Source organism: Xanthomonas chitinilytica, assembly GCF_026107455.2.
GTDB classification, from domain to species: domain Bacteria; phylum Pseudomonadota; class Gammaproteobacteria; order Xanthomonadales; family Xanthomonadaceae; genus Stenotrophomonas; species Stenotrophomonas chitinilytica.
In genome coordinates this window covers 393,271-405,142 of record NZ_JAPCHY010000001.1, presented here as the reverse complement: position 1 = coordinate 405,142, position 11,872 = coordinate 393,271, and the positions used below count along the sequence as shown (strand labels likewise).

Below are 11,872 nucleotides of genomic sequence, written 5' to 3'. Positions count from 1 at the left end.
CATGATCGGCATGGGCCGGTATCGACAAGGAGCGCGCCATGAGCCCGCGCAATGCGGTCGACACGTTGGGGGGATTGCTGGCCATCGTGCGCGATGGCGAGCGCTTCTACCTGGATGCGGCCGGGCGGGTGGAGGACGCGGCACTGGCCGCGCTTTTCGTCCGCATCGCGGCGGCCAAGTCGGCGCTGATGGCGAGGCTGGAGGAGACGGTGCATGCGGCCGGTGGCGAGCCGGCAGGGCAGGGCACGCTGTCGGGAAGCCTCCGCCAGGGGTATGCGCGGTTGCGGGCCGCGCTGGGCGACCGCGACCACCGCTACGTGGTGGAACTGGAAGCGCTGGAGGAACACCTGCAGCAGGCCTTCGAAGCGGTGGCGGCCGATCCGCGCACGCCGGATGCCGCGCGCGATGCGGTGCTGCGGGTATTGCCCGACGTGCGCGCCGCGCGCGAGGTGATCCATCAGCGACGGCGCCTCATGGAACATCCGCCGCCGGCCGGCTGAGCCGTCGCGCCGGAGGCATGGCCGTGTCCTTGCGGCGAGGGCGCCGGCGTCTGCTAGTATCCGCGGCCCTCGATACTGCTGAGCGGCAGGTGGCGCGCGAGTCCGCCGGCCGGGTTTGCGCACCGCCATGAACAAGCCACTTCCTTCCGCCGCCGCGCAGCTGTCGCTGGGATTCGGCGACGACATCCCGACCGAACGCCTGTTCTTCGCGGTGATGCCCGATCCATCGACCGCCGCGCGTATCGTCGAACTGGCCACGGCGCTGTGCGACGAGCACGGCCTGACTGGGAAGCTGCTGCAGCGCGACCGCCTGCACGTCACCCTGCATCACCTGGGCGATTACGCCGGGGTGCCGCCGGGCCTGCTGGCACGTGCGCAGCAGGCCGCGGCGCGGCTGCGGCTGCCGGCGTTCGAGGTGTGCTTCGACCAGGTGGGCAGCTTCGCCGGGAACCGCCAGCATCCGTTCGTGCTGCGCGGCGAATCCGGGGTGGAGCGCCTGCACGCGCTGCAGCAGGAGCTGGGGCGCTGCCTGCAGGGCATCGGCAACAAGCCCGGGCATGCGTTCACCCCGCACGTGACCCTGCTCTACGACCGCCGCCGGTTGCCGCTGCAGCCGGTGCAGCCGTTGCGCTGGCACGTGGGCGAGTTCGTGCTGATGCGCAGCTTCCTGGGGCAGACGCGCTACCAGTTGGAAGGACGCTGGCCGCTGGGCTGAGCCGGCGCTTGCGTCGCGCGCCCGCGCTGGCAAAGATGGCGCCATGTCCACGCCTCCCCTCGCATTGCCGGCGGCGCAGCTGGCCGAGATCGAAGCCGCCTACGCCGCCCCGCCGCGCGCGTACCACAACTTCGGCCACGTGCAGGCGCTGCTGCGGCATTTCCACGAGGTCGCCGACGGCCCCGGCTGGCGGCAGCCGCGCGAAGCGTACCTGGCGATCCTGTACCACGACGCGATCTACGAGGCCGGGCGCAAGGACAACGAGGAACGCTCGGCGCAGCTGGCCGGCGAGGCCATCGCGCGCTGGCTGCCGGGACAGGGTGTCGACCGCGACAGGGTGATGGAGCTGATCCGCCTGACCGCGCGCCACGGGCAGCTGCGGGCCGGGGAAGTGGACGCGGAGGCGGCGTTGTTCCTGGACTGCGACATGGCCATCCTCGGCGCGCCGGCGGAGGTGTTCGACGCCTACGACCGCGGCATCGCCGAGGAATACCGCGGCAAGGTGCCGGGCTTCCTGTTCCGCCTCAATCGGCGCCGCTTCCTCAAAGGCGTGCTGGCGCAGCCGCGCATCTTCTTCAGCGATTTCTTCCACCGGCGCTACGACGCGGCGGCGCGCGCCAACCTGCGCCGGGTCGCGGGCTGAGGCGACGGTACAATGCGCGGATGTCGAATGCGCACCGCTGCCGGTGCGCCGCTGCGAGCGCCATGAACGATACTTCCCCCGCCCAGGACGACCCGCGGCCACAGCCGCCGGAAGAGCCCGGCCCCAACGAATGCTGCGGCAGCGGTTGCCCGCTGTGCGTGCTGGACCTGTATGCCGAGGAGCTGCAGCGCTACCGGCAGGCGCTGGCCGAATGGAAGCTGCGCCACCCCGGCGCCGAATAGGCCGTCGTCCGGGGTCGATGCATTCCCGCTGCACCGGCGTGGCCGGCTTTTCTTCCGTGTTGCCGGCCCGTAGGCTTTGCCGCTTCGGGTGGAGGGGAAGGCAGCGGCCGTGAATCGGGACGACAGACGAAACCTTGCCGGTGGCGATGCCGTGCGCCGGCCTGCCGGTTCCTCAGCAATCGCGGCGACGGCGCTGTTGCTGACGTTCGCCGCGTTCGTGGCGCTGGTGGCGGTGCTGCAGGTGGCGCGCACCGACCTGGACTGGCAACGCGCCACGCTCAGCCTCTACCTGCATGGCCCGCACGGCCTGCTGCTGCGGGCCGGCTACTGCGCGCTGGCGCTGGCCATCGCGCTGCTGGGGACGATGCTGTACCGCGGCTTCGCGCCCGCCGCACGCAGCGCGGCGCCCTTGCTGCTGTTCGTCGCCGCGGCGGCGGGGTTGCTCGGGGTCGCGATCGGCGACAGCTACCTGCCCGCGCGCGCACCGCTCCTGGCGCCGCTGGTGCACGCGCTGGCGGCGCAGACGGCGTTCCTGTGCGTCACCAGCGCGATGCTGCTGCAGTCCTGGCGCTTCCGCGGCGATGGCTACTGGCGTCGCCTGCATCCGCCGGCTTGGTGGCTGGCGTGGCTGGTGTTCGGCCTGTTGTGGCTGCACGTGCTGTGGCGTTCGGCGCCGCGCGGGTTGAGCCAGAAGGTCGTGATCGCCGGGGTGCTGTGCTGGCTGCTGCTGGTCGCCTGGTGGCTGCGCCGGCGACCGTCGCCGGAGGCTGCGGCCGGTGCGCAAACACGCGAGAATGTCGGGGATATCCCACCGAAGGAAGACGCCCCATGCTGATCCAGCGCTACGACACCGGCACGCGCATGTCGGAAATTACCGTCCACAATGGCGTGGCCTACCTGGCCGGACAGGTGCCCGAAGACACCGGCGCCGACATCGTCGGCCAGACCGAGCAGGTGCTCAAGGCGATCGACGACCTGCTCGCGCTGGCGGTGACCGACAAGAGCAACATCCTGCGCGCGGAGATCTTCCTGGCCGACATGGCCGACTTCGCCGGCATGAACCAGGCCTGGGACAAGTGGGTGCCGCAGGGCGCCACCCCGGCGCGCGCCACCGTGGAGGCCAGGCTGGCCAACCCGGAGTGGAAGATCGAGATCGTCGTCACCGCGGCGGTACCGTAAGCCACACACAGCCGTAGAGCGCAGCTTGCTGCGCTGGGATCTCCCCGGAGAAACCCAAGCGCAGCAAGCTGCGCTCTACGGTGAGGGTTCCAGTTCGATGCGGTCCACCGGGCACGGCGGGATGCGCAGCTCGCAGCCGGTCAGGTCGGCGATGAGGGAAGATATGTACCGGGCGCCGCAGAGGAAGATCGAGATCGTCGTCACCACGGCCGTACCGTAAGCCACACAGCCGTAGAGCGCAGCTTGCTGCGCTGGGATCTTCCCGGAGAAGCCCAAGCGCAGCAAGCTGCGCTCTACGGTGAGGGTTTCAGTTCGATGCACTCCACCGGGCACGGCGGGATGCACAGCTCGCAGCCGGTCAGGTCGGCGATGAGGGAAGATATGTACCGGGCGCCGCAGAGGAAGATCGAGATCGTCGTTACCGCAGCGGTACCGTAAGCCACACAGCCGTAGAGCGCAGCTTGCTGCGCTGGGATCTTCCCGGGGAAGCCCAAGCGCAGCAAGCTGCGCTCTACGGTGAGGGTTCCAGTTCGATGCAGCGCATCGGGCACGGCGGGATGCGCAGCTCGCAGCCGGTGCACAGGTCGGCGATGACGGTATGCATGTACCGGGCGCCGCAGTGGAAGATCGAGATCGTCGTCACCGCGGCCGTACCGTAAGCCACACAGCCGTAGAGCGCAGCTTGCTGCGCTGGGATCTTCCCGGAGAAGCCCAAGCGCAGCAAGCTGCGCTCTACGGTGAGGGTTTCAGTTCGATGCAGTCCACCGGGCACGGCGGGATGCGCAGCTCGCAGCCGGTGCACAGGTCGGCGATGACGGTATGCATGTGCCGGGTGCCGCAGTGGAAGATCGAGATCGCCGCCGCCGCAGCGGTACCGTAAGCCACACACAGCCGTAGAGCGCAGCTTGCTGCGCTGGGATCTCCCCGGAGAAACCCAAGCGCAGCAAGCTGCGCTCTACGGTGAGGGTTCCAGTTCGATGCAGTCCACCGGGCACGGCGGGATGCACAGCTCGCAGCCGGTGCACAGGTCGGCGATGACGGTATGCATGTACTTGGCGCCGCCGACGATCGCATCCACCGGGCAGGCCTGGATGCACTTGGTGCAGCCGATGCAGTCGGCCTCGACGATGAAGGCCACCTGCGGCGGCTTGTGTTCGCCGCGCGAGCGGTCGTAGGGCAATGCCGGCACGCCGAGGATGCGGGCCAGCGCCCGCGCCCCGGCATCGCCGCCCGGGGGGCAATGGTCCACGCCGGCCTCGCCGCGCGCCATCGCCTCGGCATACGGCCGGCAACCGTCGAAGCCGCACTGGCCGCACTGGGTCTGCGGCAGCACCCGGTCCAGGCGTTCGATCAGGTCGTTGGTAGGGAGAGCTTGCATGCGTGGCGTGGGGCTGCGCGGATAGGCGTGCGTGGAAATCAGGACACCAGTTTGCCGCGATACCAGCGCTCGTGCGCCAGCGCCAGCATCGGCTTGTCCTCGCGGCTGTCGCCGTAGGCGTGGATACGCTGGAACCGGCCCAGGTCGAACAGCTGCTGTATGCGCGCCACCTTGTGCGGGCCGCAATCGCCGCCGGCGTAGCGGCCGGTGAGGCGGTCGCCATCGCTTTCCAGGCGGTTGCAGATCAGCTGCAGGCCATGCTGCTCGCACCAGGGGCGCAGGTACAGGTCCAGCGAGCCGGACACGATCGCCACGGTGTGCTGCTGCGCCTTGTGCCACTGGATCTGTTGCAGCATTTCCGGTCGTACCAGTTCCGGCAGCACCTGGTGCGCATAGGCGCTGGCCAGTTCGGCGATGTCGCCGGCGTGGCGGCCGCTGAAGGTCAGGCGGGTGACGCGCGCACGGATCGCCTCGGCCGAGATCAACCCCAGCTTGTAGGCCAGCAGCCACGGGCCGACCTTCCAGCGCGCTTGCGCCAGCTGTTCTGGCGTGGCGACACGGCGCAGGAAACGGCCATAGGTGTCGCAGGTGGTGACCGTGTGGTCGAAGTCGAACAGGGCCAGTTCCATGGGACGGTTCCGCCGGGACATGCGCCGTGCGATCGGGGAGCCGATGTTGCCGGCTCCCCGGGGGCGCTCAGCGTACCGGCATGCCCGGCTGGGCGCCGCTGTCGGCATCGAGCAGCGCCAGTGCGCCGCCGTCGAAGCCGGCCGACAGGATCATGCCTTCGCTGATGCCGAAGCGCATCTTGCGCGGGGCCAGGTTGGCGATGAACACCACGCTGCGGCCGACCAGCTTTTCCGGTTCGCCGTAGCTGGCGCGGATGCCGGAGAAGATCTGGCGCTTGCCCAGTTCGCCGGCGTCCAGCTCGAAACGCAGCAGCTTGTCCGAACCCTCCACGAACTCGCACACCAGCACCTTGCCGATGCGCAGGTCGAGCTTGGCGAAGTCGTCGATGCCGATGTAGGCCGGCGTGGCGCCGTCGACCGCGGCTTCGGGCTTGGTTTCCGCCTTGGCGGGCTTCTCGGCCTTGGCCGGCTTGGCCCCGGTGGCCGGGGCGGTGGTCTGCAGGGTGTCCTTGGAGGCGTCGGTCATGGCGTCGATCAGTTTCGGGTCGATACGGGTGAACAGGGCGGTGTAGGGCTGGACGGTGTGCGCGGTCAGCGGCGTGGCGATGCCGTCCCAGCCGGTCAGCGGCGCGGACAGGAAGGCCTCGGCCTCGGCGCTGGTGCGCGGCAGCACCGGCTTGAGCGCGGCGGCCAGTATCCGGAACAGGTTCAGGCCCTGGGTGCAGACCGACTGCAGCTGCGCGTCGGCGCCGTCCTGCTTGGCGATCACCCATGGCTTCTGTTCGTCGATGTACTTGTTGGCTTCGTCGGCCAGCGCCATGGTCTGGCGGATCGCCGCGGCCGGGTCGTTGCGCTCGTAGGCCTCGCGGATCGGCGCCAGCGCGGCGACGAAGCGCTGGTACTGCGCCGGATCGGGCAGCGCGTCGGCCAGGCGGCCGTCGAAGCGCTTGGCGATGAAGCCGGCGCAGCGGCTGGCCAGGTTGACGAACTTGCCCACCAGGTCGGCGTTGACCCGGGCGATGAAGTCGCCCAGGTTGAGGTCCAGGTCGTCCACGCCGCCGGAGGACTTGGCCGCGTAGTAGTAGCGCAGCGCTTCCGGTTCCAGGCCCACGTCCAGGAAGGTGCGGGCCATGACGAAGGTGCCGCGCGACTTGGACATCTTGGCGCCGTCCACGGTCAGGTAGCCGTTGACGTGCAGCCGGGTCGGCGCGCGGTGGCCGGTGCCGTGCAGCACCGCCGGCCAGAACAGGCCGTGGAAGTTGACGATGTCCTTGCCGATGAAGTGGTGCAGTTCGGTATCGGTGCCGGCGCGCAGGTGCGATTCGAAGTCCTCGCCGCTGCGCTCGCACAGGGTCTTGAAGCTGGACAGGTAGCCGATCGGCGCGTCCAGCCAGACGTAGAAGTACTTGCCGGGCTGTCCGGGGATCTCGAAGCCGAAATACGGGGCGTCGCGCGAGATGTCCCAGGCGCGCAGGCCGCCGTCGGCGTCCAGCCACTCCATCAGCTTGGCCTTGACCCCCGGCAGGGCGACGTCGCCGGCCAGCCACTGCCGCAGGAACGCTTCGAAGCGGCCGACCTCGAAGAAGAAATGCTCCGAGTCGCGGATCTCGGGCGTGGCGCCGGAGATCACCGACTTCGGGTCGATCAGGTCGGTGGGGCCGTAGGTGGCGCCGCAGACCTCGCAGTTGTCGCCGTACTGGTCGCCGCTGCCGCACTTGGGGCAGGTGCCCTTGATGTAGCGGTCGGGCAGGAACATGCCCTTGGCCGGGTCGTAGAACTGCGCCACCGAGCGCCGGGCGATGTGGCCGCCCTGTTCCAGCTTCAGGTAGAACGCTTCGGTCAGCTCGCGGTTGGCGGCCGAGTTGGTCGAGTCGTAGTGGTCGAAGGCCACGCCGAAGGCGGCGAAGTCGCGCTCGTGGCTGGCCTGGATGTTGGCGATGAAGGCTTCCGGGGTGACCCCGGCCTTCTCCGCGGCCAGCATGATCGGGGTGCCATGGGTGTCGTCGGCGCAGACGAACCAGGTCCTGTCGCCGTTCAGGCGCCGCGCGCGCACCCAGATGTCGGCCTGGATGTAGCCGACCAGGTGGCCCAGGTGCAGCGGGCCGTTGGCATAGGGCAGGGCGGTGGTGACGAGTGCGGTGCGGGTCATGGCCGGTCGTGGTGCGGGGGACCGGCGATTATCGCATGCCGCGCCGCGGCGGCCCCGCGGGGATGCGCCGGCGCTGGCGCAACGGCGTGCCTGTGGATCGTCGCGTCAGCCGGGAAGCCACGGATGGGCGGTCGTGGCCGGGCGGCGCTGCCGATGGCGAAGCGCCGGGCCGGTTTGCCGGCGGCGGTTGGCGCCGCCGCATGGAGGAAGGAGTGCCGGTGGACGGAACGGGCGGGCGGCGCGTGGCGATGCACTTCCCGTTCCGTCGCACGGGCGCGGTCGTGGGATTACTCGCGCACCCAGGTCTGCGCGCGGCAGATGAAGGCCACGCAGCCGGACACGTCCAGCTTGCCGCCGCCGTCCTTGAGTTCGGCCTTGGACTTGTAGCTCTTGCCGTTGGCCGGGTCGAGGATGGTGCCGCCGGACCACTGGTTGGCGCCGTCGGCCTTGAGGTTCCAGAGGATGGTCATGCCCTTGACCGGCTTGCCCTTGCGCTCGCCGTCGCACTTGTCGCAGACCGGGTCCGGACCGCGCTCGGAATACAGGATGTCCACCACCTTGCCGCTGAGGGTGCCGTTGGCGGCCTGGGTGATCTCGACGATGGACTTCACCTTGCCGGTCTTGTCGTCGATGGTCTTCCAGCGGCCGGTCGCGCCGTCGGCGGCGCTGGCGGAGAAGGCGGCCGCAGCCAGCGGCAGGGCCAGCAGCAGGGTCTTGAAGGTCTTGCGCATGTTTCCCCTCCCAGGGAGTTTTCCGTGAACTCCGGCATGCAGCCGGGACAGCCGGACTGTATACCCATTCGCCCGGGTACGGAATCCGGCTCGCGCCGGATTCCGGCCGGCGGCTTACTGCTGCAGGCTGACCCGCTTGCGGTTGTCGGCCGATACCCGGTCGATCAGCTTGTTGTAGGGGTCGAACCCGGCCTCGTGGGGCAGTTCGTCCACGGTCACGGTGATCCGCGGTGCGGCCTCGGTGACGTGGTGGCGCTGCAGGTACAGCACCTTCTCGTCGCGCTCCTTGCCCGACGGCCCCTTGGCGAACACGCCGATCTCGATCCAGTCGTCCAGCGTACCGGCGGTTTCCTTGCCGATGCCGTCGGCGTAGCGCTTGGCCGCGTGCAGCTCCAGGGTCACGTCGTAGCGGCCGTCGGCGCGGCGTTTGGCGGTCGCGGCCACCACCCGGTTGTCGTAGAAGCTGATCTTCTCGAACAGGTCGGTGATCAGCGCCTGCTGCTCGGGTTTGGCCTCGGCGCGGATGAAGTCCAGCAGCTCGGCCGAGGTGGTGTAGGGCGGCTGCTGGAAGGCCTTGGCCTGGATGAAACGGGCCAGGGCGCGGTTGAGCGCCTGCTCGCCCATTTCCTCGCGCAGCCGGTAGAACGCCACCGAACCCTTGCGGTAGTGGATGTACTGCTGGTTCTCCACGCGGTACAGCGGCAGTTCCTCCACGTCCTCGCCGCCGCGGCCGGACAGGTAGCGATCCAGCTCGGTCTTGAGGAACTGGCGCATGTGCGCGCGGCCGTATTCCTTCTCCATCACCATCAGCGCCGAGTATTGCGACAGCGACTCGGACAGCAGGGTCGCGCCCTGCACGTTGGCGCCGATCACCTGGTGCGCCCACCACTGGTGCGCGACCTCGTGCGCGGTGACGTAGAACACGTAGTCGATGTCGTCCGGGTCGCGCAGGTCGGCGATGAAGCCGATGGATTCGGAGTAGGGAATGGTGTTGGCGAAGCTCTGCGCGAACGACTGGTAGCCGGGGAACTCGATGATGCGCACCTGATGGTGCTGGTACGGGCTGAAGTTGGCTTCGTAGTAGGCCAGCGACTTCTGCACGCCCTCGACCATCCGCTCCACGTTGTACGGGTGCTTGGGGTCGTAGTAGATCTCGATCGGGATGTCCTTGTAGGCGGCCTTGTGCACCGCCCAGCGCGCCGACAGGTAGGCATAGAAGTTGAGCATCGGCCGGTCCATCGCGTAGTCGAAGCAGCGGCGCCCGTCGCGGCTGTATTCCTTCTTCAGGTAGCCCGGGGCCAGCGCGATCTGGTCCGGCGCGGTGCAGATGGTGGTGCGGAAATCCAGCCAGTCCGCGTCGTTGGAGATGTAGGTGTCGGCGCGCGCGGCCTCGTCCTCCAGCTTCGGCATGCGCGTGGGTTCGCCCAGGTCGCGCTTGCGGCGTTCGTTGCGGTCGCTGATCTCCGCGCCGGTGTCATAGCCGAAGGCCGGCAGCACGCGGCTGTTGAAGAAGCTGCCATTGCCCACGATCCGGCTCTGTGCCTGGCCGGCGGTGATGCCGTCCGGGTGGATGTCCACGGTGAAGGCGATGTCGCGTTCCTCGCCCGGCTGCATCGGTGTATCCAGCGTGTAGATGCGGTAGCCCAGCGCCTCGTCGTGCGTGGTCAGCCTGGCGCCGCCCAGTTCGATGCTGGCCAGCGTGCGGTCGTCGCCCATCGCCACGTGGATGGTGGGGATCGCGGCGGCGTGGGTGTTGCGCACGCGGTAGCGGCCGTCGATGCGGACCGTCTGGGTTTCCGGACGCAGGTCGACGGTGTTGTCGACGGCGATGATGCGCGGCTGCGGCAGATCCTTGTACTTGCGGTATTCGCGCTCGTATCGGGCCTGGCGGTCCAGCATCTGGTCCGGCGAGACGAACTCGTTGCGGATGTTGGTGCTCCAGTACAGCCAGGCGCCGCAGGCGACGAAGGCCGCGATCGAGGCGGCCAGCGCCACGCCCAGCCCGCCGCGCAGGCGCTGCCGGGCGAGCCGCAGGCGCGGGCGCCAGCCCGTATCCACGCCACGTACCCACAGCGCCGCGCACAGCAGCAGCAACACCAGCAGGAACAAGGTCCAGTAGCCCTGGAAGGCCAGCTGCCCGGTCAGGAAATGGCCGTAGCCGTTCATGTCCGAATACGGCGCATTCGGCGCGCTGGCGTAGTTGTAGATGTCCTGGGTGTAATCGAGCAGGCCCAGTATCGATTGCCCGATCAGCACCAGGATCAACAGCGCGTAGCCGAGGAACTTGTTGTTGCTCAGTACCTGCAGCGCCAGCGCCAGGCCGCCCATCAGCACGAACACGATGGAGTTCAGCAGCAGGGTCTTCACGTACAGCATCGGTTCGATGTGGGTGTAGCCCTTGCACAGCTGCACGATGACCGAAGCCAGCCCGCCGATGGCCTGGAAGCCCAGCACCACCGCGACCAGGGCCAGGAACTTGCCCAGCAGCGGCACCCAGTTCGGCACCGGCGTGGCGTCGGTGATGCCGGCCACGCGCGCATTGCGCTCCTTCCACACCAGTTCGCCGGCGTAGAACAGCACGATCAGCACCAGCAGCCAGCTGTAGCTGCCCTGCAGGGCGGCGAGCATCTGCGAGGTGACCGGCCAGGTGGGCGTGCCGTACAGGCTCTGGCGGAACAGCGCGGAGGGAATGAAGTTGGCCAGGCCCAGCAACAGCAGCACGATGAAGGGAATGCTGCGGAAGATGCCGGCGGTGTCGAAGCGCAGCTGGCGCAGCAACTGCTGCGCGGTGCTGGCGGCACCGAAGGCCGGGATCGCGCGCGGCGCGACGGTGGTGGAGCGCGCGCCGTGGCGGGCGGCCGTCTCCGGTTCGCGGCGCTGGCGGCTGCCGGCGCGGCCGGTGCCGGCGCGCTGGGTGCGGAACAGGGCGAAGGTGGCCGCGAACAGCGCGGCGCTCGTCGCCAGCCACAGCGCACGGTTCTGCAGCAGGAAGCCGGACAGCGCCGGCAGCCCGGTGTTGCGCTCCTCGGCAGACCAGTAACGCGTGGCGTGGCTCATCGCCCGGATGCCCAGCGGATCGAGCAATGCGGAGATCTGCTGGTTGTCGATGTCGGCCAGCAGCGCCCTGCTGACGCCGTACAGCACGATGAACACGATCACCCCGATGTACACCCACAGGATGTTGCGGGTGGTCGCGGCCAGCACCGACAGCAGCGCGGTGGTGAACAGCACGTTGGGCAGCACCATCACCGCGAACGCCCACAGGTAGGGGTGCAGCGACACCTGGCCCAGCCGCGCCGCGTCGATCCACGGCATGAACTGGGCGATGAACAGGCCGCTGGCGATGATCAGGTACATCAACAGGCTGGCCAGCAGGGCGGCGCCGATGCGGCCGAGCAGGTAGTCGCGGCGCTTGATCGGGCTGGAGAACACCAGCTCGGCGGTGCCCAGGTCGAAGTCGCGCAGCAGGGCGTTGCTGACGAACAGGGTGGCGACCAGCAACCCGATCAGGGTGAAGGACGTCATGAAGGAGGCGATCACCGTCGGCGCATTGCGGTGCACGTTGCCGATGCCGCCGCCGATCTGGACGGCATCGCTGGAGGCGGCGGCGAAGGCCATCAGCGCCAGGAACAGCGCCAGCAGCCACAGCAGCGGGGAACGGAGCTGCTCGCGCAGCTCGAAGCGAAGGAAGGCGAAGGTCATGGGC

At 69.0% G+C, this 11,872-nt stretch carries 13 protein-coding genes and 1 pseudogene; 6 read left to right on the top strand and 8 right to left on the bottom strand.

The window, feature by feature from the left end; genetic code table 11:
- Positions 1-38: 38 nt before the first annotated feature.
- The 6 genes from OK345_RS01820 (at position 39) to OK345_RS01795 (ending at position 3,279) form a co-directional block, all read left to right on the top strand.
- A complete protein-coding gene (locus OK345_RS01820; RefSeq protein WP_265126181.1) occupies positions 39-500 on the top strand; it encodes a PA2169 family four-helix-bundle protein in 462 nt (153 codons plus the stop codon).
- A 127-nt stretch (positions 501-627) separates the two neighbouring features.
- Complete coding sequence (gene thpR, locus OK345_RS01815; protein ID WP_265126180.1) at positions 628-1,215, top strand: RNA 2',3'-cyclic phosphodiesterase; 588 nt, start codon at positions 628-630, stop codon at positions 1,213-1,215.
- A 43-nt stretch (positions 1,216-1,258) separates the two neighbouring features.
- On the top strand, positions 1,259-1,858 hold the full coding sequence (locus tag OK345_RS01810; protein WP_265126179.1) for an HD domain-containing protein: 600 nt from the start codon (positions 1,259-1,261) through the stop codon (positions 1,856-1,858).
- Between the two features lie 62 nt (positions 1,859-1,920).
- On the top strand, positions 1,921-2,100 hold the full coding sequence (locus OK345_RS01805; RefSeq protein WP_265126178.1) for an oxidoreductase-like domain-containing protein: 180 nt from the start codon (positions 1,921-1,923) through the stop codon (positions 2,098-2,100).
- 151 nt (positions 2,101-2,251) lie between these two features.
- The gene (locus OK345_RS01800) at positions 2,252-2,935 is read left to right on the top strand and encodes a DUF998 domain-containing protein (RefSeq protein WP_425510938.1); all 684 of its coding nucleotides are present in this window, start codon (positions 2,252-2,254) and stop codon (positions 2,933-2,935) included.
- Positions 2,932-3,279 carry a RidA family protein gene (locus OK345_RS01795; protein ID WP_265126254.1) on the top strand — a complete coding sequence of 116 codons (348 nt, stop codon included), beginning with the start codon at positions 2,932-2,934 and terminating at the stop codon, positions 3,277-3,279. Before OK345_RS01800 ends, OK345_RS01795 begins: the two co-directional genes overlap by 4 nt.
- Positions 3,280-3,354: 75 nt before the next feature.
- Here the strand turns inward: OK345_RS01795 and OK345_RS01790 are convergent, their stop codons facing one another.
- The 8 genes and pseudogenes from OK345_RS01790 to OK345_RS01750 all read right to left on the bottom strand — a co-directional run bounded on the left by OK345_RS01790 (position 3,355) and on the right by OK345_RS01750 (position 11,868).
- Positions 3,355-3,483, bottom strand: a complete 129-nt coding sequence (locus tag OK345_RS01790) for a hypothetical protein (protein WP_265154815.1) — start codon at positions 3,481-3,483, stop codon at positions 3,355-3,357.
- A gap of 307 nt (positions 3,484-3,790) precedes the next feature.
- A pseudogene (locus tag OK345_RS01780) lies at positions 3,791-3,895 on the bottom strand (electron transport complex protein RnfB); the annotation flags it as partial.
- Positions 3,896-4,011: 116 nt separating this feature from the next.
- A complete protein-coding gene (locus OK345_RS01775; RefSeq protein ID WP_265154817.1) occupies positions 4,012-4,164 on the bottom strand; it encodes a hypothetical protein in 153 nt (50 codons plus the stop codon).
- 70 nt (positions 4,165-4,234) lie between these two features.
- Positions 4,235-4,657, bottom strand: coding sequence for an Rnf electron transport complex subunit RnfB (gene rnfB, locus OK345_RS01770; RefSeq protein WP_265126176.1), 423 nt, complete (start codon positions 4,655-4,657; stop codon positions 4,235-4,237).
- A gap of 38 nt (positions 4,658-4,695) precedes the next feature.
- Complete coding sequence (locus OK345_RS01765; protein WP_265126175.1) at positions 4,696-5,286, bottom strand: HAD family hydrolase; 591 nt, start codon at positions 5,284-5,286, stop codon at positions 4,696-4,698.
- Positions 5,287-5,353: 67 nt separating this feature from the next.
- Entirely contained in the window at positions 5,354-7,435 is a 2,082-nt protein-coding gene (gene metG / locus OK345_RS01760) for a methionine--tRNA ligase (RefSeq protein WP_265126174.1), read from the bottom strand.
- A 287-nt stretch (positions 7,436-7,722) separates the two neighbouring features.
- On the bottom strand, positions 7,723-8,166 hold the full coding sequence (locus OK345_RS01755; RefSeq protein ID WP_265126173.1) for a DUF2147 domain-containing protein: 444 nt from the start codon (positions 8,164-8,166) through the stop codon (positions 7,723-7,725).
- A gap of 114 nt (positions 8,167-8,280) precedes the next feature.
- Positions 8,281-11,868 carry an ABC transporter permease/M1 family aminopeptidase gene (locus OK345_RS01750; RefSeq protein ID WP_265126172.1) on the bottom strand — a complete coding sequence of 1,196 codons (3,588 nt, stop codon included), beginning with the start codon at positions 11,866-11,868 and terminating at the stop codon, positions 8,281-8,283.
- Positions 11,869-11,872 lie beyond the last annotated feature (4 nt).

Bases quoted from the DNA above. Each gene is read 5' to 3' on its own strand.
- OK345_RS01750 (WP_265126172.1), bottom strand. From the start codon at position 11,868: ATGACCTTCGCCTTCCTTCGCTTCGAGCTGCGCGAGCAGCTCCGTTCC.
- metG (WP_265126174.1), bottom strand. From the start codon at position 7,435: ATGACCCGCACCGCACTCGTCACCACCGCCCTGCCCTATGCCAACGGC.
- OK345_RS01820 (WP_265126181.1), top strand. From the start codon at position 39: ATGAGCCCGCGCAATGCGGTCGACACGTTGGGGGGATTGCTGGCCATC.
- rnfB (WP_265126176.1), bottom strand. From the start codon at position 4,657: ATGCAAGCTCTCCCTACCAACGACCTGATCGAACGCCTGGACCGGGTG.
- OK345_RS01810 (WP_265126179.1), top strand. From the start codon at position 1,259: ATGTCCACGCCTCCCCTCGCATTGCCGGCGGCGCAGCTGGCCGAGATC.
- OK345_RS01755 (WP_265126173.1), bottom strand. From the start codon at position 8,166: ATGCGCAAGACCTTCAAGACCCTGCTGCTGGCCCTGCCGCTGGCTGCG.
- OK345_RS01805 (WP_265126178.1), top strand. From the start codon at position 1,921: ATGAACGATACTTCCCCCGCCCAGGACGACCCGCGGCCACAGCCGCCG.
- OK345_RS01765 (WP_265126175.1), bottom strand. From the start codon at position 5,286: ATGGAACTGGCCCTGTTCGACTTCGACCACACGGTCACCACCTGCGAC.
- thpR (WP_265126180.1), top strand. From the start codon at position 628: ATGAACAAGCCACTTCCTTCCGCCGCCGCGCAGCTGTCGCTGGGATTC.